Origin of the sequence: Bradyrhizobium viridifuturi, from assembly GCF_001238275.1 — a bacterium.
Lineage (GTDB): Bacteria > Pseudomonadota > Alphaproteobacteria > Rhizobiales > Xanthobacteraceae > Bradyrhizobium > Bradyrhizobium viridifuturi.
In genome coordinates, this window is sequence record NZ_LGTB01000062.1 from 12,329 (window position 1) to 36,556 (window position 24,228).

The window sequence follows — 24,228 nt, forward strand, 5'->3', positions numbered from 1 at the left end:
CTAGCACAGCAACTTCGTGCCAATCGATGGCGTGAGAAGTGAGGGCTAACGAGGTAAGACGTTCAGAAACCGATCGTGAAGCTCACGCGGCATCTTCGCCAAAAGAAATTTTTCGATTATCCTACGATCGTCAGAGAAATGTTGAGCGCCATCGGACACGGAGTTGCCCTTGACACGGAGTTCTCGTCCAGACCCCCCCGTCTTAAAGCTCACCTTAAAGCCGCGAAAGCCGAGTTCGCCCGCCCCACCGGCAGCAGTCTCTACTTTCCTTACTTTTTTGAGCAGTTTTAGAAGGGCAGTCGTATCTGTGCGTCCAAGCTTCCACGTTGGGTTGGGACGGCCAGAAAAAATGTCAATTTCTACCTGAGCGCGATCGGGTAGCTGTTCCATCGAGTTCCTAGCTTGCCGGGGCTCGGGCCAAGCCTTATCGGATATGAACGCTTCGGCTTGTGACCATGTAAGTACAGAAATCGGTATAAGGGCCGCGATTGCAAGTCCTCGGATCCGAAATTGCAGCGCCAGCATTGTCGACGTTCCTCGCTGCCGTTTGGCCCGGCTTATGCGACCAACATCCAACGTTGTCTTGTCGATACCAATGATAGTCATTGTTCGGCCAAACGACCAGAGCCACGTACCAGCCGGAACCTGCGGCCAAGGGACTCGAGAAGTTCGCTGCCGGTTTCAATCCATCCGATTGAGCTGCGGCACTCACATTGCTGCAAGCCATGGCTGTCGCGGGGTGTCCACTGGCGCGACCTGGCTGAGCGAAGGTATTTGTCGCGTTGTTGTTCGCGTAGTTATAGCAGTTGTTGTAAGGCTGAATGTTGGGAACATTCCAGAGGCCCGGGTTGTAGGCTGGCGCATCAACGGCGCGACATTGCGGGCATGAAGGTGCGCCCGCCAAATTGCCTTCAAACCTAGCCTGAGCATGGGTGGCAGTGCGCGAAGTGACGTGCCGGCGGACTTCGTCGTTTATGGCGCTCCCCGATGTGGTGATTAGCCAGTCCTCAATGTCGGAATCCGCAACGTAGTTGGCAAGGCCAAGGCCTCGATCGAGGATGCCTTCGTGCACAAACAGGCGTTTCGGCCCGGTCAAGCTTTCGACGTGCTGCGCGATATGAAACCCGCGGTACCCTAATCCGCCGACGACCCCTGACGGCCTCGAGTGGGTGAACGTCGATGAGGCTCTGATCCGTTCGTCAAGTTCTTTCTCTTGTGCGGCCGTCAGCTGCCAACTCGGGTTCGCGTTACCCGAAAACACGTCCAGCGTTACCACCGTTGTCATATTAGCCTCCGTCAAGCAAGGCAGATGAGTCGCGAAACCAGCGATAGCGAGGTTACCTCGTATAGGGGGCAGATCACCTCCTGATACTGATAGGAGCGTCCGCGACCTCGCCCGATAAAGAGAATAGTCCCGCGCAATTGCCCGAGCGTAAGCGGCACTTTACTTGTGTTGCCGAGTGCAAAACTTCACGAGGTTCGCATATTTGCGAAGGCGTCATCTAGCAGGCCGTTGAAGAACTCAGCCGCGTTCGCAAACGAAGGCTGAATCGTCGCCATTGTGGATGTAGAAGTGGCCAACGAGCCTGCCGGCAGAGCCGATCATGGCCCATCCGCGACCACAGGACGGATCATTCTCGTCGTGCCCCTCCCATGAGAACTCGGCGCAGGCCGATCCGTCGCGAGTGCCGTAGCGAGCATCCAGGAAGCCCTTGAGAGCCCCAAACGCTATTTCGCCATCGGACTTGCCCCGGAAGGTGAGATGCGCCTCTCCGACAAGATCGAGGAAGTCGCTGTCCCAGTTGTCCATTTCGACGATGCGCCAGCGGCCGGCAAAAGCCTTGGCGAAGCCGGGCACTTTGGCCATCAGCCGGCCTCCGCGATCAGCTTGGGCAACCGCACCAGATTGTAGGCGGCGGCAGCAAAGGTAAAGGCCCATCCGACCCGATCGCGGCCGCGGAAGCGGGTCTTGTCTTGCCCGCCGATCGTCTTGATCCAGCCGAATGCCTCCTCGATGCGCTTGCGGATGCGCTGGCTGACCACATAGCCGCCGTGCCGTGTCGTACGTCCGTCGATCGCAGAGCTGCGGCCGTTGGTGTTCTGCGCAACATGCGGCGTCACGTTCATCGAGCGCAGCTCGTTGACGAAGCCTTCTGCATCGTAGGCTTTGTCGGCACCAAGCGTGATCGCTGTCGGTCGATCGGCACGAGGCTCGATCATGTGCAGCGCAGCCACCCGTTCGGCATGCCCACCGGCCTGCGTCAGGCAGGCGTCGACCAGCAAGCCGTGGCGGTTCTCCATCAGCCCGTGCCCGATGAAGCACAGCTTCGTCTCCTTGCCTTTTCCCTTGCGGTAGAGCCTGGCCTCCGGATCGGTGGTCGAAGCATGGGTGTCGTTGGAGCGCTTCTGGCCATGGAAGTTCGCTTCAGCATTGCGCCCGCCGCCTTGGGCCGGCGGCTCGCCGGAGCTATCCTTCGGTTTGACGCTCTTCATCGAGGCCCACGCCCCGATCAGCGTGCCGTCGACCGAGAAGTGATCGCTCGACAGAAGCTTCTTCACCCTGGGCTGCGCCAGCACCGCCGCCAGGAACTTCGCCGCGATGTCGCCTTCCAGCAGCCGGTCGCGGTTCTTCGAGAATACCGAATGGTCCCAGGCTGCATCGTCGACGCCGATTCCGACAAACCAGCGGAACAGCAAATCATATTCCAACCGCTCCATCAGAAGTCGCTCCGAGCGATCGAATAAAACGCCTGCAACAGCATCGCCCGCAGCAGCTTCTCCGGCGGGATCGACGGCCGTCCAATCGGCGAATAAAGGGCGGCGAAATCGTGCTCCAGCGCCGCCAGCGCCTCGTTCACGATCGTCCGGATCCCTCGCAGCGGATGATCACGCCGCACCCTTGCTTCCAGGTCGACGTAGCTGAACAAATCGCCCGTTCGATTGTCGCCGCCGCGCACGCACCGTCTCCGAATCTCGTCGGAGCCAATGAATCATGATCGTCGGTCGGCGGCGACCACCTTTTTCAACAGCCTGCTAGTCTTGGTGACCGACTCGGCGCCCGGGTTCCCTCAAGTTCGAACTGGGCACCGAGCGGGGCGTCGGTAGGTTCGAACGTGCCTTCGGCGTGCTGCGTCAGCGAAGCGAGCAGGCCGGATTGGCCAGATCAGATCGGCTTCGAGGCGAAAACGACTCCTCCAGTCGCTAAGCACGACGATCGCCATGCGGAGCAATCGAACGAAAGCCGCGGCCCACAATGTCAGGCGCGCCTGACGAAGATTACTTCTATCATCGTTCGAGTCACGGCGCTCCACTCTCGTTCTTGGGACTGCAACTACGAATTGGAGCGACGACCCATCAGCTTGGACTGCATGTGGGCAAGCGCGTCGCTCAACCTTGCTGCTTCCTCAAAACGGGTCTCCTGGTGCGGCGGACGCGCGCCAGGATCGAGCAGGATGGCCTGAGCGGATTCCGACAGCCGGCGCAGCGGCGTTCTGAGCCATTGGGCGGCACATAGGAGTAGCGCGAGTGCGACAACCGCGCCAGCGCCGAGAATGATCCAGAACAATCGGATCAGTTCTCGGGTTGATGACATAGCATCGTCAGCGTTCTGTCGGATCAGGAGAGACCAGCCGAAGCTAGGGAGGTCAGCAAAACCAATGCTCGGAACGATCACTGTGAAATAGTCCTTGCCGTCAGGCCACCGCTCGCTCGAAAACGCTCTGGTGACGCGGCTGGCGGCAAGCGCTGAGCCGACGCTTAGCCGCTTGTTGACGAGATCGGTCGGACCAAAAAGGACGGTTCGGTCCCGCGAAAGCAGCAGCACATCGATTCCGGGCGCCTGCAAAGCAGCCATCCCCTCCTGCACCCATTTCCAATTGAGGTGTGCCCCGATTACGCCGACGACGGAACCACCATGCCGTAAGGGAGCGGCCAGATCGACGAAGCGATAGGGCTCAGCGGATACAGGCAAGAGGCTCGCGAGGAGTTGGGCCTCGTGAACATCGACCGCAGCTGGCGCATCAAGGCCGCGCCTGAACCATGGTCTCTGCGCAACGCTTGCGCCCTCAAGCATCCCATCCCTGGCCGCCAGTACCTTGCCCTCGAGATCGGCTATGCCGAGCCAGGAGTATCGTCCATCCAAGCGGCTCAGGAATTGGATGTGCTCACGGGCATTTGCCGGGTCGGTGGGGTCGATCAGGTCGGCCATACGTGCTAGGTCCATCCAAACCCCGTAGAGGCGCCGCGCCAGCAGGTTCGCGCTCAGTTCGCCGCGGGTCGTCAATTTCTCGACCTGCAATTCCTCGCCGCGCTGCTCCAAGGCCGCGGTGTACAGTGTGGCTGTCACGATCGCCGGCACCAGCATCAACGTTGCGCCGCCGACGAACACAAGCGTGCGCAAGCTCAGCCCTCTGTTCGCCATCACGCCTCCTCAACGGTTAAGAGCCCGGGCCAATTCGCGGATGATGCGAACGATGTCCCCGCGATCGGCTCCGGGAAGAGCTCGGGCGGTGTGAAGCTTCTCGATAATTTGGGCCCGCTGCTCGATGCTCGGCGAAAACTTTAACCGGTAACCGTCACGAGTTGACGCAAGAACACGCGCCTCGACGTCGCCAATAGCTGGGATCGTCAAATTGCCTGTCGCCCCGACCGAAAGGCCGAACGGTCCGCTGATGCGGGCGCCTTCCGGCCCGAGATTCACGAGCCAGCCACGGTGCAGATCGTCTCCGATCGTCAAAGTGATCGGTTCAAGCACCTGGCGCTGCGGCCTATTGTATCGGGGGCGTTCAATGCACGCCGCGATCGCCACCAGCAAGACCAGAACGTTGTAGACGGTCCAGAACAGAACGATGGCGACGCCGTCCCCGGCTGCTAAAGAGGTATTGAAGACGAAATCGGAATTTAGCGGCACGATCAGGCCGCCAACGGTCAATCCAAAAAGGATCAGGAAAGGTCGCATCAATGACCATTGGACAACGATCCTCGTTCTGTCGCCGCCCTTGGCCGTCACCGAGAAACGATGCGGTCCTCTCGTCAAGAGGCCGAGCGCCGCGGCCCGACAAATCGGCCACGCAGCAATCAGCTGCGCCGTATCGTTGACGATGGGGATAAACAACCCCTTCGAGAGCCAATTCAGAGCCACGAGGACCATGACGTAGTACGGGATATAATATCTGGTGATATCGACGAGCGATGCATTCATGATCGTAATGCCGAGCCACCAGTACAGGAGCGGACAGATCAGACTCGCCAAGCGGAAGGGAAAGGTGGTTAGCCAATAGAGCACGGAATCGATGACACTGATCCGGTGCATCAAACCCAATCGATGCGAACCAAATGGATTGTAACAGTTGCGCGCAATTTGCATCAGGCCGAGGCACCAGCGGCCGCGCTGGACGATATATTCCTTGAGCCCCTCTGGAGCCAAGCCCTCGGTCAGCGCTTCGTTGAGATAGACGGTTTGCCATCCATTTTCGGCAAGCTTGAGCGTGAGCAGGAAGTCCTCGGTCACGCTTTGCGTCGGAAGCAGGCCGATCTGTTGGATTGCATGAACTCTCATCACGGATGAGGTGCCGCAACAGATCGCGATTCCCCAGGCATCCCTTGCCGATTGCACATTGTCAAAGAAGTGTCGTTGCTCGTCCGGGTACCCGGCGCTGATGCCGAGGTTGTGCTGGATTGGATCTGGATTAAAAAAATGCTGCGGCGTTTGAACTAGGCCAACACCTTGATCGTAAAACAGTGCCACTGTGCGGTCGATGAAATCGACATGTGGAATGAAGTCCGCATCCAGGATGGCGACAAAATCCGGTCGATCTGGATTTAGGGCACGCTGGGCAAGCGCGTGGTTGATGTTTCCCGCCTTGGCATGCGCGTTGTCGGAGCGCGCAATGTATCCGACAGAGTGCCGCTCGCAGGCTTGTCGGAGCCAGTCCCTGCGACCATCGTCAAGGACAAAGACGCCAAGCTTTGGAAAGCGCACGGCTTTGGCCCCGATGATGGTCCGCTCGAGTATCTCGAGCGGTTCATTGTAGGTCGTGATGAAGATGTCTACGCTTGGCGCTTCTCCAGGTGACCACCATCCTACGTGTTCGTCGGCCTCTGCCGTGCGCTCTCTCACCCGCGAGAGGATCACGAATGCGATTGAAGAGGAGAGAACAGTCAGGGCCTCGAGCGTTGCGAAGCCCCAACTGACCACGGCATCCGGGGTCCAGTCGAGCGGCACCAAGGTCTCAGTGAACCGCCACGCAACGTAGCGCCACGAGAGAAGTGTTGCCGTTCCAAGCAGAAGGGTGCGCCAGTACCATCGGTTCGGGTTAAGTAGCGGGAGGACGGTCAGGCGGAGCCCGATAATGACGGCGGCTCCCGCTAGAGCGGCGAAGAGTGGCGATAGCAGAGCCATCAGAAGCCGTACCGTGTGAAAAAGCGACGGAATTGGGCGATCGGGCCGCTCGAAAACACAACACGTCCGGTGCGCCCGATGGCGCAGCCAAGATCGGGTTGTTGTGCGAGACCCGGCACCGTCACTGTCACGTCGAAGCGCTGCAGATGCTGCGGACTCGGACCAACGGCCAGGTTCGCGTAGAGGGGCGCCGCACCGGATCCGCCGAGCCGGGTGACCGTTCCGTCGAAAATTCGCTCGTCGCCGAACAGCCGAAACTGCACCGCCGTCCCCGCGGATAAGTTATCATAAAGCGATTCGGCTACGCCCGCTGTGACGACAAGGCTATTGCAGTCGACAAGCTTGACCAGATCTTGTCCGCGCCGGGCGTACTCGCCATTGTCCACCAGTATATCCCAGACAAGCCCTAGAACCCGGGCATTGAGCGTCGCGGAAGTCAGCCGATTGACGCGCAGACGCTCCGCATCGATCTGCCGATCGAATAGAGCGATACGCGCCTTGATTTGCTCCTCTTCGACATACGACTCTGCAAGCCGTTGATCTAGTTCTCGAATGCGCTGCGTCGAAAAGGGGGCATCATTATAGGACTCTCCGATGAAGACGCCGGTGCGGGCTGAGGCGAGTTCCGTCTCGAAATAGTTGACCCGCTGCTGCGCACTCTCCAATTCTTGTTGTGTGACGTCGAATGTCGCGCGCGCCCGATCTAGGTTGGCCACGGTCTGAACGCCGCGATTGTTTAACTCATTAGCGCGTTTGAATTCGGCGTCCGCCTCACGCAGGCGTGCGGCTGCTGCGTCCTGCGCCGCCTTTGTCTCAGCGATCCTCGCCTCGATCTGTCGAATCCTGCCACGCTGATAGTCGGTTGATTGCGCGTCAAATCCGGCTCTCGACCGCGACAGCGCGTCCCTCTGGCCGGCAATCCGTTTGAGTTCGATGCGTTGATTGTCGCGGTCGCGCTCAAGTTCAAGAAGCCGAGCGGTATCAAATCGCTCATCGGAGACCTCAGCCGCGAGTTCTCCTGCATTAATGCGCGCTCCAATGCTCTTGACGGAAAGCGTTACCCGGCCGTCGATCGGGGCACGCACGACGTAAAGTCGGGCATTTACCGTGGCATCAGCCGAAGTCCCAGCGAAGTGCTCACCTAGGATGACGTACAGGCCGCCGGCCAGTAGGATCAAGCCAATGACCACACGTATGAGCTTCATGAGAGACTTCCAATCACATTCAAGCTGCCTTTTCTAGCGCAACTTAGAGGCGAATTTGTGGAGGCAAGCAAATGTGACACTGCAGTCAGACGTTGAACATGAATTGGATCGTTAGAATGCGAGACAGTTGATAACGACGGCGATCGGCAAGGTCACACTGTTCGAGGTCGCAGATCGTGCAGGCTCTGCATCTCGCGAGCTCTCCGGAGGGAATAGAGCGCTGTCGTTCCTTGTTCACGCTCGGCGGATTGATTACCGCGTTGTAGACGATGGCCGCACTTTGAGCTGATCAAATATAGTCGAGCCTTGGATGAACCACTTGCCGCAACCAAAACGTTAGTCGTCGCTTGGGTTGTTGTCGCCCATTCCAGAAACCCAATCGAAATGTGCGACGCAGGTGCGGCCGGTTCCGCAGCGCCAATGCGTCGTAAACGAAGGGCTCAGCCAGCACGGGCGCTGTGCGTGTTCGCCGTTCGCGTTCTCATCGTCGGTTGCAATCGTGGGCATTCGGTGTCTCCTAACTTGAAGAAGGATTGACGATGTCCCGCGTGGTTGTTTGCTCAGTTCCGATCATCAACTATTTCAAGGTAGCACAACCTCCAGCATGTCCATGCCTACCTCCCTTAGTAGGTACTTGGCCGCGGGAAGAAGTCCGACGTCTCAACTGCGCAGAATTCGTCTGCATCTGATGATGCTCGATCCGCGGCCAACTTCGCCTTCTCTTGGATAGCCGAGGAGAGCGAATGAGTGAGGAACGACTCACGGAAGGCTGTCGTGGATTGATCCATGGAACGGGTGATGAAGACGTGCGACGGATGTCAATCAGCGTTGGACCGGGGCTTTTCTCACGCGAAGATACTCACTGGCCAACAAACTCCGGAACTTATGGTTGAATGCGGTATTTTGAAGGGGTGGCCGTGAGAATGCGACGCGTAACTTGAGTCAATCTAATATCAGCCAACGGTATTTTCCAAAAAGCTCCGAGGATCTTTAAAGGCATTGCCCGAGACGTCCACGTGGACGTCATCATCTTGCGATGACAAGCGTCCAGTGTTTGTCAAGAAAGGACAATGGGTAGTCGTTCGTTAAGAAGCCGGATTGAGCTTTGCGGAACCGACGAGCGTTTGCCATAGGAACGGGCGCAAGAGCTCCCTGCGCCAGGCGAGGATGCGGCGCAAGTTGTGGCCGACGGCTGAGAGGACGACGTTGGCGGCATCGCCGGCACGGCCTTTGAGGTAACAGCGGCCGAGATGACCTTCTGCTTTCATGTGCCCGATGATGGGCTCGATCGCGGGCGGCGGCGCAGTTCGCGCTTGATGATGCCGAAGACGCCGCGCTTCTGACCAGAGATGAAGACGCGACGGGCATTTTGCGCGTCGTGGCCACGGTACCCTTGTCGACATAGGCCCGCTCGATCGAGCCAGTGAGTGTCTCGGTGCGACGTCATGCAAGGTGTGACCGTCGTAAGGGTTGTCGGGCAGCGACCTGGCGTGCAGCACGAACAGGCACCGGGAGCCCGGCTGTTATTGGTGACGATGGAGGTCTTCACCCCGAATTCGTAAGGCGCAGCGGCCTTGCCGTTGCCGATGCATTCCACCTCTGGGGCATGCAAAGAATAAAGCTTCCATCCGCGCTGACGCTGCTGCTGCAAGCGGATCTGCGTGGCTCGGTCAAGCGGCAGGGCGAACGCTTCGTCCAGTGCTGGCTGGCCCTCGATCTTGCGGCGGATGTCGCGGATGATCCGGCCTAGCCGGCTGCGCAGGATGCGCAACTGCCGCTGATGCCGCCCGAACTGTTTTGCATGAGCGTAGCGACCCGCCATCATCGCCGCAGCTTTGGCCACGCGACAATAGGATTGCCGCAGCCTGACGCCGAGCCTTCTCGTCAGGCGGTTGGGCCCCCTGAATGGCCGCATGCAAGAGCTTGGCATCGGTCGGAAAGGTGATAGCCTTCGGCTGCACCGTCGTGTCGACTGTGACTCGCTTGAGGTCCCGGCTCCGCAATGCGCCGGCCGCGTGCGCCACCCGCAGGCTCTCAGCCAGCAGCAGCTCCAGCTTGTCGCCGAGCCGCTTGCGCCAATGGCTTAGGTCCGGGCGCTCGTGCGGGAAGGTGTGCTGGAAGAACTCGGGTAAGTTCACACGCTTGGCGAATTGCAGCGTGTCAGACAAGACGGCGCCGCCGGATGCGTACAAAACTTAGGTCGCTTGAGATTTCGCGACTGCGGGCAACCGTCGGAGGACAGTCGCCAGTTGAAATGACCCTTAGGCTCCATCGTGGCGAGGCATTATTGGCGAGAGCCTCGCGTGTCAGATAAGTCGCCGCCAGTCTGTTCCAGGATTTCACAACACGATACCAGTTCTCTTTTCGAGCCGGTAACAGTTGAAGCTTCCTTTGCGTCTTGCGTGCAGCCGCAAGCCTTCCGTCGCACTTAGCTTGTTCCAGAATCTTGCGCTCTAGTTCCTCGGTTCGTTTCCATCCATCCCCTCTGATTCTGCTCTGCGCAAAGTACTCGAAGACGATTCGGAAGGTCAGAGCACGACCTGCGGCGGCCCTTGGATCCAACTCAGGTTCGGTCAACCAGCGCAGAAGCGCGTCGAGGTGCTCCGGCCCGCCAAGCGTGAGAATGTCACTGCCCTCAAAAATCGAAGGTGCGGCGTATGCTGCGAAATCGAGCTGGGTGTCTAAGTCTTGTGATCCCAGCCAGCGGCAAATTGCTTCTAGAGGAGACATGGCTTTAGCTCTGCTTCCTTTCAGTCGCGCTTTGAGTGCTCACGACTGGCAAAGATGGGTTTGACCGCGATTTGACCCAGAGAATGCTATACCGGTCAACTACAAGATCCTGCAGGCGCGATCACATTAAATAATTATATGTTCGATCGCGGACAGAGAGCATAGTTGGAGTTCCGGCCCACAGCTTCACGCGTGGCGTTTGCCGGTCGGGCGCCGACCAGCGAGATGCACGACCGCCGTCACATCGAAGTCTCGAAAAATCGCTAGTGCCATGACTGCCACCCGGCTTGGTGTTGCCCGATGATGTCAAGTCTTCCGAGTGAACGTCACCGCGAGCGCATACTTCTGTCCGTCGTCAGCGCCTAGCCCCAGATCATGCTGTCAGAGGGAGCGATGAGCTAGAGCATCCGATCGCCTTGCGTCGTAACCAACTGCGACGAGATATTTTGGCATTTCTCGGGTGAGAAACGTTTGAGAGCGCTGGCGATTGCTTGCCAGAGGTCGGGCATGGTGCGTGCTGCGGCGGCGCGCAACAGAGCCTTCAATTTCGAGAAGGCCATCTCGATCGGGTTGAAGTCCGGACTGTAGGGCGGGAGATAGAGCAGGCTTGCTCCGACTGCCTGGATGGCCTCTCGAACGCCATCGATCGTAAGCCGCAAGGAGACTGTTCAATTACCCATAATCTTTGCCTCGATCGCGGCTCCCAGTTCGATGTCAGTCAGCCGCCATAGTCAGCGCCAGATGACGGTATTTCCTGGAGGAGGATCGTTGGCTCGGGCCAAGTATCCTCCGAGCCGCGCGATCTTGACGACATAGTGCGAGAGCGTACGCCGTCGAGGGCGATCGTCACCCTTGTCTTTCACCAAATGATCAAGAAGCCTGAGTTCGGAATCTGTCAGCGCCGTCTGCGGTAGGGCATTCGGTGAGGAATGATTGAGCATCGTCATCCAGAAGACGCGCCTACAATACAAAAAACGGCGATCAGATTGACCAAACGTTCAGCGGTTCGCAACTTCGAGTCCTCCGCCTTGCAGCCAGATTTGAGGATCTTATGCAAGACTTCGATCTTCGACCTCAACGAGTACCATTCGATTTTCTTGATGGCATCCCTGCGCGATTGGACCGGGAGATCGGGGAAGAGCTTCCACTCGATCTTCTTTCGCCGTTTCGGCGTTCCCCGCTCTTGAGCATGGATCACGGTCAGAGTGAGTGCGGGAAATTTCTTCTGCTTGCCGATCGGCGGCGGAATCCGAAGCTTGCGGAAACGAATTTCGAGACGCTCTTCGTCCGGGTTGCCTCTGTCATCCTTGACCTTGATCCGATGCAGGCCTTTGACCGTAACCTCGTCCATTTCGTCGGCAGTTGTATGAATGCCGTCCCCGGTAAGCCGATCAACACAGGTTCGCACAAGGAAATGCGTTCCAACCTCCTCGGCCAGGCAAAACAGTTCGTAGATGTCGCTCTCGCGATCGCCAATACGCGAGAAGATTGGTCGATTGCCGTAAATTCTCCAGCCAGCGGATGCTCTCCTTCTGCTCGATCGGAACACGCGTCGGATTGATTTTTCGCTTCAGCGCAGTCGTCCCCTTGAACTTCTTGCGTGTCCAGAACTTGATTGCCGCCAGTCCGAGCGGAAGCCCCTCGGTCGTCACGGCGAGGCTCGAATGCATCAGGATGCCGCACTGCGTGCGCCCCGCCGTCTTGCCTGTAAAGCCAATCAGATCCGGCTTCTCACGCTTGAATCTGAACTCCGTCGTGTCATGGAGAGCGAGGATCGGTCCCTTCGTCGCCGTTCCGCACCCGCGCGTCGCCTCGAAATGACCGCAAAGAATATCTGCCTCGTTGACCCATTCGTTCGAGAGGAAGCGATAGGCGGCGTTCGTGTTGGCCCAGTCCTGACAAACCAGCGGGATGCTTTGACCCATGTCGCTCCCGATTTGTGCGAGCAATTTGCAGAACCGGCGGCCAAGCCGCTCATCGTTACTCGCATCCCGCAGCTTCCCGATCAACCCACGCCTAAGTCTCAATACCGCCGGTCAATCGCTGAGCACGCGCCTCCGCGCGTTCCTTCACCAAGCCCATCGAGCACCCCACGTCTTCGAATCAGGTGCTCAACAACGAATCACAACAGATTCTGCCGATTCAAGATTTTGCCCGCCGCGCGCCGTTCAAATCCGATTTCAGATGTGGGTAATTGAAAGCTCAGCTCGCCGCTTACATTGAAAGCCGGCTGAGCGCTTACGAACGGGGCGGGGCTTAAGGGCGAGATCGAGATTTCGTCGAATCAGCCGGGCGCAAAAAGAGGCAGGTGAACCGGGATCGCAGCGCTATGTCCTTGGAGGGGCAGTCCGGTAACCAACTTCGCCGCGAAAATGATCATCAGTCTCCGGCGTGGATAGCCAGCCCGCCCCGCGGACTCCGGCTAATAGCCGATGGGGCGCCGATTCTCGTCCTGAGATCGGGCCAAACAGCGGTTGGCAAATAGAGTCCCAGCGCTCCTCAGAAGGAGCGCTGGGACCGAAAGTGAATGCGCCAACTTGGGGGCTGGGAAACGCATCCACCATCGCCTAATGGTCCCGCGCCAAAACAGTTCGATTAAGTAATCGGCCGGTAATTGTTCTGGGCCTCAGCGGGGGGGCTAGTACGCAATCGCGTCGAATTGCCGGTTAGCAGGGCGCCGCTGACCCCGCAAATACGACGGCTCGCGGATTGAATCCCCTTAACGTTCTAGTCGCAGGCAGTCATCAAGGCTCAAAAGGTTATCGGGGAGAAAACGATCATTCTCGGTCTTCAGGTACTCGCGACCGTCGTGTTTTCTGACGATCACCCAGGCCGTCTTGCCTTGCTCGCTGACATCATAAGCTTTCGGATCGCGTTTGACATTTGCGATGGCTGTCTCTTCCGGGTGTTGCCACCCTGAGCCGCCGACGGCTTGAATGCGCCGATGGCGGTCTTGATGCGTGGGTAGCTTGACAATGCATGTAATCCGGCGAGTCATGAACCACTCCTATTTTGTGAGCCGAAGCTCGGGACCGCTGGCGGAGAATCGGACACGCTATCCGCTCATGCTGCCACATGGTTGGGGCTCGCCCCCCTCCCTGGAATAGTGGGGGGCGTATCATTGCTTATCGGACGTGGGATACGCACGGCGCGAGTCGTTCTTCTGCCGCTTGCGCCGTGCCGAGATCGGATCGATACGCTCAAGTCTCACATGGGGATCTGGTGAATCGGATCACTGCCCCTGGTCATTAAGCGGGGCAAATCCCCGGACTTCTAGCTAGGGCCCCGAGTGCTCAGATGCAACGGGTTTCGACATTCCTCGGCAGCCGACGTTGAGCCCCCGTCCTTGCCGGAGGGCAAGCTCAAGCGAAAAGTGAAAGTAACCTGCTCGATCCGTTCTTCTTGTCCAAATCGTCCCATTCTTCGGGAACCACTTAATCGCCCCGTTTCTAATCTGTCGGCATAAGCAGCAATCGCGCGTACACGTGGCCTGACCCATCACTGCGATATCGTCGAGACCGGCACCGACAGTTGGCGATTCAAGAGCCGAGACGACGATCACGCCACCCGCGCTCGTCTCGCCTCCGCTATCCCGGCCAGCTCCGACGAGACGAGCGCTACCAGCAATGCTCGCCGCGCAAAGGTCAAAATTGGGCTCTGACTCACTTTTGATGCAGTTTGAGGGACGACTGGCGCTTTGATAGGAGGAGAATCAGCGCCATGCAGCAGGCACTCCACCGCTCCAGTTTGGTGCCGCGTGGGTTTGTTGTAGAGAGTGCTTACTACGAGGGTGATAAGGCCATTGTTGTGGTTCGGGCGTCCGGAAGCGTCGGCCTGTGTCCATCTTGCGGAACGGTTTCCCGAAGTGTCCATCGCCGCTATCGACGCCGCGTGACCGATCTGCCGCTCTCGGGGCGGATCGTCCAGCTCTTGGTAATCGCCCGCCGCTTTCGCTGTGGCGCGGTTCTATGCGGGCGCCAAATCTTCACCGAGCGATTCGCCGAAGGCGTACTGGCGCCATCGGCGCGACGTACGGCAAGCCTGGACTCCATCGTCCATCACCTCGGTCTGGCGCTTGGCGGTCGACCTGCAGCAGGCTTTGCAAAGCGGCTGATGCTGCCGGTGAGCAAAGATACGCTTCTTCGGGTAGTTCGGCGCCGTAGCCGTCGTCCAACTGACCCGCTCAAGGTTATCGGCGTTGATGATTGGGCCTGGCGGCGCAATCACCGATACGCCAGCATCATCTGCAACCTGGAAAGGCGCCGGGTGGTCACCCTGCTGCCGGATCGTGAACCGGCAACTGCCCAAGCGTGGCTCTCTGCTCATCCCACGATCGCAATCGTCGCCCGTGATCGTGGCGGCGGATATGGCGAAGCGGCAGCCAAGGCTCTACCGCATGCAGTACAGGTCGCCGATCGTTGGGATCTGATGGAGAACGCCAGTCGGACTTTCCTCGACGCCGTACGCAAATCGATGCGCCAGATACGCACCGTCATCGGCGCCACCACAATCAACCCCAAGCTGCTCACGGCCGCCGAACGCCTTCAGTATGAGGGTTATCTGCGCCGCGAGGAGACCAACGCGGCCATCTTAGCACTGTCGAAGAACGGCATACCTATCAAGCAGATTGTGCGTCAGACCGGCCACAGCAGGAAGCTGATACGACAGGTGGTCCGCGGCGAATGTCACGACGTCTTCCGAACCCGGCAAAGTTCGTTGGATCTGCACTTGCCATGGCTGGACGAGCAGTGGGCGTCCGGCTGCCGCAATGGAGCTGAACTGTGGCGCCGCTTAACAGGGCTTGGATTCCGAGGCTCGCTCCGCGTCATCAGCGAGTGGGCCACCCGCAGACGACGAGCGGAAAGGGCCGACACAAAACTTGCAGAGGATTCCGTCGGCCAGGACGATCGCGCGCCTCATGACAATCGGGCGGGACTCCCTCACGAAAGCGGAGACCGTCACGGTCGTGGCGATCGAAGCTGGCGTGCCAACCTTGGTCGAGGCACGCGAGATCATTGCCGAATTCCACATGATGATCCGCCGCAAGATCGAGGTGGGTCTCATGACGTGGATCGAGCGCGCCCGCGCTAGTCTCGTCGCCTCGTTCGCCAGCGGCGTCGCCAGGGACGAAACGGCGGTCCGAGCAGCAATCACTTTGCCCTGGTCTAACGGCCAGACTGAAGGTCAGATCACGCGCCTCAAGCTCATCAAACGCCAAATGTACGGCCGCGGCAAAATCGATCTGCTTCAAGCGAGACTAATCGGCGCAGAATAATCGGAGCTGCACCAAAATTGCGTCAGAGCCACATTTGCAAGCCGATTGACACGAACACTCATTGAGCGCGAGGAGATCGTCCTTCCAGATGCCGTCGGCATAGGTTTGCAGGGACTTGTTGCCAGCGGCACTCTCACGTACGCCAACCTAGGAGCTCTCATTCCCTTCGCGCGTGTAGGCGAGCGAGATAGTGATGATGGGCGCTTGAACGATTGGATGGGAGGCAACCGCATCTATCGAGTGCACGAAGATGTTGTGGGGCTTGGTCAATACGGTCGAACACTTACCGTCCTGACGTGTGATGGTCTGACTTGATCGAAAGCTGGACGCCCAGGTTTCGGAAGTAGTCTCGAGGTCGGATTACCGTGATGGTGCGGGCGGCCGGACTCGAACCGGCATGGTAATCCCCAACGGATTTTCTTACTACTTCGACTTTCGCCGCCGCCATTGAGCGTTCGTAGTCTGGACTATCCCTTCACCGTAGCTGAGTCGTCGCAGGTGCTGCCCGTCTAGGGCCAGCTAGCCTTGATTCCTGCGCGAGGATCTCGTCTCGGGTCAACACTGCCCTTACGAAAATTCCAATAATCCCTCGCAAACCCGCTATAGGTGGTTCAGCGGTATCTTCAGATAGCTGACGCCGTTGTCTTCGGGCGCTGGGAACCGACCCGCCCGCATGTTGATTTGCAAGGCGGGCAGGATCAGCACGGGCAAGTCGAGCGTCTCGTCGCGCGCGTGGCGCATCGCAACAAATTCCTCCTCGCTGACGCCATCATGAACGTGGACGTTCTTTTCGCGTTCTTCTGCGACCGTAGTTTGCCAGAGCGGAGCGCCCCCATCCGGCCGATAGTCGTGACAAACGTAAAGCCGCGTGTGCGCCGAAAGTGCGAACAGCTTTCGGATCGAGCGATAAAGCTCGCGAGGATCGCCACCCGGGAAGTCGCATCGGCCGGTTCCACAATCCGGCATGAACAGTGTGTCGCCGACAAACGCGGTATCGCCGATCAGGTACGTCAGGCAGGCGGGCGTATGACCAGGAGTGTGGATGACGCGAGCTTTCAGTTCGCCAATCCGAAACGTCTCACCGTCCCTGAACAGGTGATCGAATTGGCTGCCATTGGTCGCGAATGCGGGCTCGAGATTAAGTATCCTCCTAAAGGTCTCCTGGACGATCGCAATTTTCTCGCCGATTGCAATCCGGCCGCCCAGTTTCTCCTTTAGATAAAGCGCCGCGGACAGGTGGTCGGCATGAGCATGTGTCTCGAGGTGCCATTCCTGAACAAGATGTCTCTCCTTGAAATAGGCAACAATCGCATCTGCAGATTGCGTGCGCGTACGCGCAGCATTCGCGTCATAATCGAGTACTGAATCGACAATCGCTGCTCGCCGCGTATCGGGATCCGACACGACATAGCTGACCGTACCCGTAATGGTATCGAAGAAACCTTTCACGTCAGGTTGACGTGTAGCTTCGCTGTTCATCATGGATCCCTGGGTATTAATTCGACAGCCATCTGCGTCACCATGCGAAACTGTTCCAGCATCGATGATTTTGCCTTGATCTGCGTCAAGCGGGCGATCGACCATTGCGCGTCTTTATTGGCGAAGATTTCAGATGTTGAGGCGTTGGATTGCGGTCGGCTGTATGCTCTTGTCTACCACTCCTCACCCGCTAGCCATGCTAATCGTTGGGTCATAACCAATGGTCTGATTGTTTGAGCAGCGGCATGCTTCGCTGCATGAAAGTTTGCGCACTCATCGCCTGGAACTTGCGTCGGATCCGTGTAGAATGCGGCATTTCGCAAGAGCAATTGGCTTACAACGCTGGGATTGACCGCTGATATTTGGCCAGTCTTGAGCGGGAATCGAAGAACTCGACGATTGACCTCATCGAGCGGATGGCCGCAAGGCTAGTGTTGATCCATCCGAATTCTTCGTTGGGCCGTCGAAACGCTCGGGGATTTCCACGACCTTAACCTTGCGGCCGTGAAGACCATGCTCGCCGAAGGCGCAGAACTGACTTTCAGGACAGTGATGGCAACACCGCGCTGATCTGGGCGGCCTGCAGCGATCATCCCGCGATCGTCGAGGCCTTGCTGGCCAAGGATACCGCTCTCGAGCTCCGTGACAGCGATGGCCACACGGCCCTGATCCTAGCGGCGGTGTTCGGTCATATCTCGATCGTAAGGCCCTGCTGGCCAAAGGTGCGGCCGTCGACGCCCGGGACAACTCTGGGGACACCGCGCTGATCTGTGCGGCCCGCGAGGGCCACATGGTGATCATCAAACTGATCGAAGCAGCGGCAATCCGCCGTCTGAACCACGACAGCCCCTTCCACTGCGGTGGAGGGGGCATTTCGTTTGGCTTCCCCTGGTAACTTCCGACTGATGTCCCACAATGCGGGCGCACCAAGCAACACCGTTTCGTCCCGTGCGGATGCCCCAGACGGATAGCGCGCCGCCGGCTTCTTTGTTTTGCTAACGGCGATTGCTTCATTGGCCGCACAACTGAAAGCAAACGGAGTAGCCAAAAGGCCAAAATGCCACCGCGGTTCGCTGGTGAGCGTAGAGGAAGTACTATCCGCAGACTGGAGCGTTCAAGCCAGGGGTTCGACCTTCGCGATAGCCTTCGCGGATTCGATTGAATAGATCAAATCCCGCGCGGCTCGCTGTGTGGCACCTTTCATCCAAACTTGGAAGATGCCTATCTGATCGGCCGTTGAAAGCGTCGAAAACACCTTTTTGTAGAGATCCGTCAGTTGCGTCGTCTCGGCCTGCATGCGTTCTTGCCAGTGCCAGTACGTCTCGAGGTATCTCTTCGAAAACTCAGTTTGCGTTGCGATCGCTCGCCTAGTGAGGTCTTGAAACGCGTCGGATGCGTGGTTCATCTCATCACTTATTTCGGTTTCGATTGTCATTACGATCTCCTTGCCAGCGTAGTATCTGAAAATAGGTACCGGCAGACGATGTTGCCGGTACCTTGCTCTGACGTGGTCCAACCAAGGGCATGTGCTTCAATGTCCCTGGCATCGTGAGCCCAATGTGACCGATCAAGCCAGCCTGGTGCGGCTGAACAAGTGGCGCATGCAGCGTACCCGCCAAGAATTCTCCGCTAGCTTCATACGGCGCGACCGCCTAGGGGGCGAACGTAGCGGAAGTTCCCTGCTTCTCGATGCACGTGGTGCCAAGTTTGGGGCCGCCGATAGGGCCAACTTGATAGTCGGCAAGCACGTTGATCACTGCGGGGTGACTCAAATTCTGCACGAGGATAGGAGGACTGAAATCGTTGTCCGCAACGTAGCCCGTCGAGATTGTAGCTGTACCAGCTTCGTTTAGGACCTCGGCATTTACAGCGGTCGCACCTTCGACCAGTCTACCGCGGCCATTAGCCCCGCGGACGAGCGCGTAAGGCGTGACCGTCCACGTACCGTTAGCATTGTACACGACGCTGAAGGTTGAATATCCTGGCGTGGCGTCGCAAACGGCCGCCGTGGCCGAGGATGCGGTGAAGTTCATCACCGTGCCGGCCGTATAGTTGCCGGTTTGAACATAGAAAATGCGAATGGGCTGACAGTCCAAATTGGTGTTTGGTTGGGCTGTGACGAAATTCGAGAGTGTGACACCGCCAGTTAGAGTTCGTAAGGCAGAGCCGGCATTGTAGTTCTCCAAGGTCGGGTTAAAGACCGGCGTTATGATGCGGAAGGAGCCAGCCTGCGGGCCCGGCGTGGAAACCGGCGGCGATAGCCCAAGAGAGGGATTGACGGTCATGGTCGTCGTGTTCTTGGTGGGCGTTCCGCCGGCCGCGGGGGTTACGGTGATTGCCTGTGAGGCCGCGAGTTGTCCGGACGGCTTGCCAACGGTCGGCGGTGTCACCTGTTGTTGGACGCCGGCGTAGTCTTGTATCACCAGCGAGAATGTCAGGATGGCTCCTGACGTCTCGAAGGGTAGCAGCGCTTGAGAGTATAGGCTGTTGGTGTACACCTCGGGACCGCCGGTGTAGATCGCCGGTTGCTGAAAGAAGAAGAAATTCTGAAGCGCAGGGCTGTTGTTCTGCAAGTTGATTGTGATTGTGGTGGCCATGACGTTCCTCTCAATTCTGGTGGGTGTCGGTCGTCCAGGTGTGAGCAGGGATGATACTCACATCTTCTGGTGGCTCATTTGAGTGTCATCTCGCGATTGCGAGACATTGACGACCGCACGAATTTGATCCCGTCGCTGACTCAGCAAACGGTGTGCCACACAGGAGTTGTATTCGAGCGCGAGGAAAGCATCTGGTTAGCACCAGACTCGGGTCGCTCATGCTGGCAAGGTCCGACTCTTTACCTCAAAGTAACGAACCAGACACGGGAGACTGCGACAAAAAGCGAAGCGGGCAGGCACTACTGAACAGAGCGGGCTAAGCTGATTGACGCACATGACGGTGATCGCCGGCAGTCCGTGCAACGACATTGGCAGTCAAATGCGAAGAACCTGGTGCCGGACAACTGCGAGATTGAAAGCCAATTGCGTCAAAAGAGGTGGGCGCACCGCTGCGGCCACCTTCACTATTCGAATTGATCCACGGACACCGAAAGCATTGCCGCGCGTTCGACGTGGCCCGATTGTATGAGCGCACCGGCCAGCCGGCGCCCCAGTTGGTGAAAGTTTTCGAGGACTTCGGGGTTTTTGGCGGCCAAGGATCGTAGAGTGTTTAGGTCCGGGTCAGCGGAGGAAGGCTTGTGCGATTTCGGTTTTGTGCGAAGGCTTTGTGCCAATCTCCTTGTCGTCAGGAGCTTGACCGGAAAACGTTCGCCAGTTTTACGCCGGCTCTAACGTTTCCGGCAAACTGGTTGATGAACCGTAGGGAGGTGTCATTGTGCCACTATTCCCCGCTGGTGTCCGTCTGATACCCAAGAAACATGCATCAAACTCGGCAAGGCTAGTCACGTGAATTTAAAGTTCACCACATAAAGTCTGGTGGGCTTTGTGGCAGAAGCGTTTGACGGAAGCCAAAATCTGGTCAGCAGACTTGGTCCATTTGAAGGGCTTCGGATTTTTGTTGTGCAGGTCGATGAAGGTACGGATGTCGGCCTCGAGCTGTTTGACCGAGGTGTGAACACCTCGCTGGATTTGCTTTCTGGTGAGTTCAGCGAACCAGCGTGGGCGCTTCAAAACGAGGTCCCTACCGATTCCGGTAGCAGCCCTGCGAACGGCCTTTGGCCATATTGGGTTTACTCACACGTATCGAACCGGCCCACGCAATAGGGAGTACCTGAATGAAAATCGCTGTTTGGAGTGCGCTCGGTGTGTTTGCGACTTATGTGTTTGCAGTTGGTGCACTCGGCTGGTTGGCGAAACCGTTCATGAGTCAAACTATCCGGCAAATGGTCGCAAGATTATTGACCGGCTCGGGACAGAGCAAACGCCGCGAGTTCCACAGCTTACGCCCGATAGCCGACGCGATGTTAAAAGCGCGGGTGCTCCAATCATGAATTGGGAAGATGGCAGGTTGATACGTGCCATTGCCCGCGCAGAAGTTCGAACGCGGGACCGGATTATCCGGTTGAAGCCGAAGACTTTCTCGATGTTGAAACGGAGCGCCTGGAAAAACAGTTTCGCATCATCGCGGATGTGGGGCGCTACGTAGAACTGGCGAACGCCACTCTCAAGCTCCAGGAACGCAACGTGCTTGCGTTGGAGCGTCAAGCAGCTGCGTTCGAAGCTTTGGCCAGAAGCCAAAAGCGCGACCAGGTTTGGACGCGAAGATCGTGGCAATGGCGCGGACCCAAGCGGCGTCGATAACGGCAACTCAAACCTTCTTGATTGATCCTTGCGTTGGCGGAACGTACTCGCCGCCGGATTGCTAGGAGCGACGTTGACATCAAGCCACGTGAGATAGCCCCAGGTGACAAGAATGACAAACAAGTCGGAAAGCAGACAAAGCTGTCACAACTACGGTGCAAATTGCAGGGCTTTGTTTGGCACAAAGAATGCAGCTCTTCAGGCATACCCAGGGCGCCCTCCCTTGGGTATGGCTACCATCGCAAGTTGAAGCTTTGGCTGGCCAGCGGAGTTAGCGGCGCGTGACTTGAGGCGCGGGACGGCGTCCGCTCGGCCGACACCGACGGGCGTCTGGTCAGGCGGCCGCTAACTTCCAACGCTCGGATCGTATGAGCTGGTCGGCTTAAGATGTCTTGATAAGGCCATACAGTCCCAGGGGTGATGAAAATGGTGGGAAGATCCGCGCTTTGGTCCTGTCTCGGTCTATTGTTGATCAGCCTGGTTGAGCCGGCCATTATGAGCTGCCTTGTTCGCGCCAAGTACGATCCGCTCGTGCACGACGATCCGCTCGCGCACAAAGTTAAATCAACCTGGCGAGCGCGAGATGGCGAGAGCGCTGAAAAAATTATCGCGAACGTCTCGAAGGTGGCGCATTTCGTCCCTCGCATGTGGGGTGTCGCCAGAGGCGCCAACGGAACGGAATATGTGCTCTTTTCCTGGACCAGGCACGCGGACAATAGGTCGCACGAAGAATACGCAATCACTTGGAAGACCGCGCCCGACGGGACGATTAAAATTGATTCGCCTTATGCCAAACCGATAGAACTAGGCTGGCGTGCATTCGCACTCTCCTTGATCGCCGATGAAATCAAAGACAGCGAGAAGGACGTCAACCGTCGCTTCCTCCACGATCAGGCCAATTTCAATTTCGTGACGGCGGTACAAGGCAAGTTGGGCGATCTCTTGCGGCTCGGCTCCTGTACGATCGTTGACTCGGTTGGCGTGGATTACTCGCCGAAGGTCAATGAGGAGCAGACCACCAAAGGTGATTCTTGGTGCGTTGTGCTCTTGGTGAACTGCAATATCCCTGGTCCCGATTTTTGTATCCGCCACGGGGTCATCGCATTCGAGAAACGAGAGGGACAGGATTGGGAGGCGAAATCCTTCTTTGCCACGCGTATCGCGGCATTTCCCCCGGGCTCCTGGTTCGATTGCATCGAGCCGAATGAACATGAAGGGTACACGGACGGCGAGAAGGCGCAAAAGGCTTCGACAAATGAACGCAGAGAACAACTTCGCGGCGCGGCTCATTGATGCCAGGCGCCTCGCAGAGATAGCCCGCACCTGCGGCCTCAAAGCTGACGTCTCCCACTACGTTAACGAGGCACTCAAGGAGCTTTGGCAAACCCAGTCTCCTGAAGAGGCAAGAAAGATCGCCGAGCGCTGGGTCTTATGGGACGCGGAGGGGAGGCCTTGGCCGCGCATACCCCCGTTGGACAACGTGGTCCAGTTCCATCGCGCCGGCCCAACAAAGATATCGGTGGCGAGCCAGCCGGCAACACCATTGCAGGCAATCCGGGGCTGGTTCGACCGACAGGATGAAGAGGTGCGAACCGAGACTGCCGGCATGGCGACGCTTCTGGTGTTCGAAGGTCATGATCTTCTCGTCTTTGGCGGCCGAGCGTGGTGTGATTATCTTCGGCAGTGGCTGAGTGAGACGAACCTATCAAACCAGACGATCATTGGCCGTGCATTGACGTTCCGGAGCTGTTTTGAGTATTTCGCGGAGAGCAGGTTCACTGAATCGGGGTGGACTCGGTCCGAAAAGGTCGCTCTAGGCGTTGTTGAAGATGCCAAGAATGACCCCGATTCCGATGCTGCGCGCCTCGCACCGTTTGCGCAGAAGCTGCTTGATACGTTGCCCGCACGTAAAATCCGATGGATCAACGTGCGCAAGTCCTGGAGGGAACTTGTCAGTGCAAGCCTCACACCCCGGGCTTTGAGAGTTTGGAGCGCCTCGCGGACGGAAAGAGTTCGGGGACATTAGTCCAATCGAGAGGTGTGGTGTGCCACCAAAGCATTGAACGCGCCGCCAATGGCGGTACAAGGAGCCAACTTTATCCAGACGCCTCCGAGCGGAGAAGAGGTCAATGAGTTGGTGGGCGCAGACCGACACAGTTGGTGACCACGCGAACGGCTGACCTTAGGGTTGAGTCGCCGGCTGCGCTGCGTCCGGTTCTGTGGCGGCGAATATTCACAACCGGAATGCTCGCCGCCGCATTGTCGCGTACCGTTAATTGTCGCGTTGAATGCGGCCGAACGGCGTCAGGCCGCATTCTCCGCAACTTCCAAGGCCCGCAGGTTCATCAAGGGAACGAAGTTCCATGCTGCGCGGGCGAGCCGTTGAACTTGAACAGCCAAACCGGGTTGCCGTCACTCGTGCCACGACTCTTATTATCGATACACAGACTGTTATCCGGGAGGCTAAGGATGAAGCCGGGACTCTTGAGAAATTCCCACCGCTGACTTTGGATGGCTGGGTTATACACTTTGAGCGAGAGGAGAGCCTCCGGCGCGACGCGATCGGTGCCGACCGCGAGATTGCCCCCGCTCGAGTTCAGTGTAATCGCTCCAGTATCGAAATTGAGGTCCCAGAGAACGTAGCGGAGGGGCGTGTCTTTCTTTCTTAGCACGACCGCCGCACCGTCTTGCTGATCCTTCACGCCGAGCACGAAGTGCCGGTCTTGTTTGTACTCGATAAGGTACAGACCCATGTTTGCCTCCTGTTGGTTTGGTAAGTTTGCGAAGGCGAGTCCTGTCCAGCACGCAGAGGGTTTGGGCGGTTGAGCCTTCGTTGTGATC

At 58.0% G+C, this 24,228-nt stretch carries 20 protein-coding genes and 8 pseudogenes; 7 read left to right on the forward strand and 21 right to left on the reverse strand.

Annotated elements, in window-relative coordinates; translation table 11 throughout:
• Positions 1-45: 45 nt before the first annotated feature.
• The 15 genes and pseudogenes from ALC15_RS43790 to ALC15_RS42605 all read right to left on the reverse strand — a co-directional run bounded on the left by ALC15_RS43790 (position 46) and on the right by ALC15_RS42605 (position 13,333).
• Positions 46-390 (reverse strand): hypothetical protein, encoded by a 345-nt coding sequence (locus ALC15_RS43790; RefSeq protein ID WP_128089702.1) that lies wholly within the window; start codon positions 388-390, stop codon positions 46-48.
• A gap of 34 nt (positions 391-424) precedes the next feature.
• A complete protein-coding gene (locus ALC15_RS43795; RefSeq protein WP_128089703.1) occupies positions 425-1,285 on the reverse strand; it encodes a hypothetical protein in 861 nt (286 codons plus the stop codon).
• 237 nt (positions 1,286-1,522) lie between these two features.
• Positions 1,523-1,867: a hypothetical protein gene (locus ALC15_RS37715; protein WP_050399930.1), complete on the reverse strand. Its 345-nt coding sequence runs from the start codon at positions 1,865-1,867 to the stop codon at positions 1,523-1,525.
• Positions 1,867-2,957: pseudogene (locus ALC15_RS37720) on the reverse strand (IS5 family transposase). Before ALC15_RS37720 ends, ALC15_RS37715 begins: the two are co-directional and overlap by 1 nt.
• A 374-nt stretch (positions 2,958-3,331) precedes the next feature.
• Positions 3,332-4,399 carry a cache domain-containing protein gene (locus ALC15_RS37725; protein WP_128089704.1) on the reverse strand — a complete coding sequence of 356 codons (1,068 nt, stop codon included), beginning with the start codon at positions 4,397-4,399 and terminating at the stop codon, positions 3,332-3,334.
• A gap of 30 nt (positions 4,400-4,429) precedes the next feature.
• On the reverse strand, positions 4,430-6,223 hold the full coding sequence (locus tag ALC15_RS37730) for a glycosyltransferase (RefSeq protein ID WP_244486435.1): 1,794 nt from the start codon (positions 6,221-6,223) through the stop codon (positions 4,430-4,432).
• 176 nt (positions 6,224-6,399) lie between these two features.
• Positions 6,400-7,605, reverse strand: a complete 1,206-nt coding sequence (locus tag ALC15_RS37735; RefSeq protein WP_050399933.1) for an HlyD family secretion protein — start codon at positions 7,603-7,605, stop codon at positions 6,400-6,402.
• Between the two features lie 336 nt (positions 7,606-7,941).
• Positions 7,942-8,112: a hypothetical protein gene (locus tag ALC15_RS45665; protein WP_157113713.1), complete on the reverse strand. Its 171-nt coding sequence runs from the start codon at positions 8,110-8,112 to the stop codon at positions 7,942-7,944.
• A gap of 578 nt (positions 8,113-8,690) precedes the next feature.
• Positions 8,691-9,731: pseudogene (locus ALC15_RS37740) on the reverse strand (IS5 family transposase); the annotation flags it as partial.
• Between the two features lie 34 nt (positions 9,732-9,765).
• Positions 9,766-10,335: a hypothetical protein gene (locus tag ALC15_RS43800; RefSeq protein WP_128089705.1), complete on the reverse strand. Its 570-nt coding sequence runs from the start codon at positions 10,333-10,335 to the stop codon at positions 9,766-9,768.
• Between the two features lie 381 nt (positions 10,336-10,716).
• A pseudogene (locus ALC15_RS46850) lies at positions 10,717-10,973 on the reverse strand (transposase); the annotation flags it as partial.
• A 93-nt stretch (positions 10,974-11,066) separates the two neighbouring features.
• On the reverse strand, positions 11,067-11,282 hold the full coding sequence (locus ALC15_RS46855) for a hypothetical protein (protein ID WP_244486436.1): 216 nt from the start codon (positions 11,280-11,282) through the stop codon (positions 11,067-11,069).
• The gene (locus ALC15_RS46860; RefSeq protein ID WP_244486437.1) at positions 11,279-11,686 is read right to left on the reverse strand and encodes a hypothetical protein; all 408 of its coding nucleotides are present in this window, start codon (positions 11,684-11,686) and stop codon (positions 11,279-11,281) included. The genes ALC15_RS46855 and ALC15_RS46860 overlap by 4 nt, the downstream gene beginning before the upstream one ends.
• A gap of 40 nt (positions 11,687-11,726) precedes the next feature.
• Positions 11,727-12,260, reverse strand: coding sequence for a transposase DNA-binding-containing protein (locus ALC15_RS46865; RefSeq protein WP_244486438.1), 534 nt, complete (start codon positions 12,258-12,260; stop codon positions 11,727-11,729).
• 794 nt (positions 12,261-13,054) lie between these two features.
• A complete protein-coding gene (locus ALC15_RS42605) occupies positions 13,055-13,333 on the reverse strand; it encodes a DUF3892 domain-containing protein (RefSeq protein ID WP_050399935.1) in 279 nt (92 codons plus the stop codon).
• Positions 13,334-13,825: 492 nt separating this feature from the next.
• On the opposite strand from ALC15_RS42605, the pseudogene ALC15_RS47750 reads away from it, so the two are divergent.
• Together ALC15_RS47750 and ALC15_RS42615 are read left to right on the forward strand one after the other, a co-directional pair.
• Positions 13,826-13,996: pseudogene (locus tag ALC15_RS47750) on the forward strand (IS21-like element helper ATPase IstB); the annotation flags it as partial.
• A gap of 59 nt (positions 13,997-14,055) precedes the next feature.
• A pseudogene (locus ALC15_RS42615) lies at positions 14,056-15,610 on the forward strand (ISL3 family transposase).
• A gap of 54 nt (positions 15,611-15,664) precedes the next feature.
• Here ALC15_RS42615 and ALC15_RS46870 read toward each other — a convergent pair.
• Both ALC15_RS46870 and ALC15_RS37770 read right to left on the reverse strand, forming a co-directional pair.
• A pseudogene (locus ALC15_RS46870) lies at positions 15,665-15,757 on the reverse strand (DUF3892 domain-containing protein); the annotation flags it as partial.
• 453 nt (positions 15,758-16,210) lie between these two features.
• Positions 16,211-17,194, reverse strand: a complete 984-nt coding sequence (locus ALC15_RS37770) for an MBL fold metallo-hydrolase (protein WP_347336354.1) — start codon at positions 17,192-17,194, stop codon at positions 16,211-16,213.
• A gap of 440 nt (positions 17,195-17,634) precedes the next feature.
• On the opposite strand from ALC15_RS37770, the pseudogene ALC15_RS46875 reads away from it, so the two are divergent.
• Both ALC15_RS46875 and ALC15_RS46880 read left to right on the forward strand, forming a co-directional pair.
• Positions 17,635-17,856 (forward strand): annotated as a pseudogene (locus tag ALC15_RS46875) (ankyrin repeat domain-containing protein); the annotation flags it as partial.
• Positions 17,802-17,984, forward strand: coding sequence for an ankyrin repeat domain-containing protein (locus tag ALC15_RS46880; protein ID WP_244486442.1), 183 nt, complete (start codon positions 17,802-17,804; stop codon positions 17,982-17,984). The pseudogene ALC15_RS46875 and the gene ALC15_RS46880, both read left to right, overlap by 55 nt.
• A gap of 219 nt (positions 17,985-18,203) precedes the next feature.
• Here the strand turns inward: ALC15_RS46880 and ALC15_RS37775 are convergent, their stop codons facing one another.
• The 3 genes and pseudogenes from ALC15_RS37775 to ALC15_RS42630 all read right to left on the reverse strand — a co-directional run.
• The gene (locus ALC15_RS37775) at positions 18,204-18,524 is read right to left on the reverse strand and encodes a hypothetical protein (protein WP_050399936.1); all 321 of its coding nucleotides are present in this window, start codon (positions 18,522-18,524) and stop codon (positions 18,204-18,206) included.
• A gap of 217 nt (positions 18,525-18,741) precedes the next feature.
• Entirely contained in the window at positions 18,742-19,686 is a 945-nt protein-coding gene (locus ALC15_RS37780; RefSeq protein WP_050631666.1) for a hypothetical protein, read from the reverse strand.
• Positions 19,687-20,538: 852 nt separating this feature from the next.
• Positions 20,539-20,745: pseudogene (locus tag ALC15_RS42630) on the reverse strand (IS630 family transposase); the annotation flags it as partial.
• Positions 20,746-20,861: 116 nt separating this feature from the next.
• Between ALC15_RS42630 and ALC15_RS43815 the strand changes: the two are divergent.
• The 3 genes from ALC15_RS43815 (at position 20,862) to ALC15_RS37790 (ending at position 23,413) form a co-directional block, all read left to right on the forward strand.
• A complete protein-coding gene (locus ALC15_RS43815) occupies positions 20,862-21,077 on the forward strand; it encodes a hypothetical protein (protein WP_128089706.1) in 216 nt (71 codons plus the stop codon).
• Between the two features lie 736 nt (positions 21,078-21,813).
• A complete protein-coding gene (locus ALC15_RS37785; protein WP_244486439.1) occupies positions 21,814-22,680 on the forward strand; it encodes a nodulate formation efficiency C protein in 867 nt (288 codons plus the stop codon).
• Positions 22,643-23,413 (forward strand): hypothetical protein, encoded by a 771-nt coding sequence (locus ALC15_RS37790; RefSeq protein ID WP_050631668.1) that lies wholly within the window; start codon positions 22,643-22,645, stop codon positions 23,411-23,413. The genes ALC15_RS37785 and ALC15_RS37790 overlap by 38 nt, the downstream gene beginning before the upstream one ends.
• Before the next feature lie 319 nt (positions 23,414-23,732).
• Here the strand turns inward: ALC15_RS37790 and ALC15_RS37795 are convergent.
• Positions 23,733-24,228 (reverse strand): RICIN domain-containing protein (locus ALC15_RS37795; RefSeq protein ID WP_210168621.1); only part of this gene is annotated, 496 nt, incomplete at its 5' end.

Bases quoted from the DNA above. Each gene is read 5' to 3' on its own strand.
- ALC15_RS43790 (WP_128089702.1), bottom strand. From the start codon at position 390: ATGGAACAGCTACCCGATCGCGCTCAGGTAGAAATTGACATTTTTTCT.
- ALC15_RS43795 (WP_128089703.1), bottom strand. From the start codon at position 1,285: ATGACAACGGTGGTAACGCTGGACGTGTTTTCGGGTAACGCGAACCCG.
- ALC15_RS37715 (WP_050399930.1), bottom strand. From the start codon at position 1,867: ATGGCCAAAGTGCCCGGCTTCGCCAAGGCTTTTGCCGGCCGCTGGCGC.
- ALC15_RS37735 (WP_050399933.1), bottom strand. From the start codon at position 7,605: ATGAAGCTCATACGTGTGGTCATTGGCTTGATCCTACTGGCCGGCGGC.
- ALC15_RS45665 (WP_157113713.1), bottom strand. From the start codon at position 8,112: ATGCCCACGATTGCAACCGACGATGAGAACGCGAACGGCGAACACGCA.
- ALC15_RS43800 (WP_128089705.1), bottom strand. From the start codon at position 10,335: ATGTCTCCTCTAGAAGCAATTTGCCGCTGGCTGGGATCACAAGACTTA.
- ALC15_RS46855 (WP_244486436.1), bottom strand. From the start codon at position 11,282: ATGACGATGCTCAATCATTCCTCACCGAATGCCCTACCGCAGACGGCG.
- ALC15_RS46860 (WP_244486437.1), bottom strand. From the start codon at position 11,686: ATGGACGAGGTTACGGTCAAAGGCCTGCATCGGATCAAGGTCAAGGAT.
- ALC15_RS46865 (WP_244486438.1), bottom strand. From the start codon at position 12,260: ATGGGTCAAAGCATCCCGCTGGTTTGTCAGGACTGGGCCAACACGAAC.
- ALC15_RS42605 (WP_050399935.1), bottom strand. From the start codon at position 13,333: ATGACTCGCCGGATTACATGCATTGTCAAGCTACCCACGCATCAAGAC.
- ALC15_RS37770 (WP_347336354.1), bottom strand. From the start codon at position 17,194: ATGGTCGATCGCCCGCTTGACGCAGATCAAGGCAAAATCATCGATGCT.
- ALC15_RS37775 (WP_050399936.1), bottom strand. From the start codon at position 18,524: ATGACAATCGAAACCGAAATAAGTGATGAGATGAACCACGCATCCGAC.
- ALC15_RS37780 (WP_050631666.1), bottom strand. From the start codon at position 19,686: ATGGCCACCACAATCACAATCAACTTGCAGAACAACAGCCCTGCGCTT.
- ALC15_RS43815 (WP_128089706.1), top strand. From the start codon at position 20,862: ATGAAAATCGCTGTTTGGAGTGCGCTCGGTGTGTTTGCGACTTATGTG.
- ALC15_RS37785 (WP_244486439.1), top strand. From the start codon at position 21,814: ATGGTGGGAAGATCCGCGCTTTGGTCCTGTCTCGGTCTATTGTTGATC.
- ALC15_RS37790 (WP_050631668.1), top strand. From the start codon at position 22,643: ATGAACGCAGAGAACAACTTCGCGGCGCGGCTCATTGATGCCAGGCGC.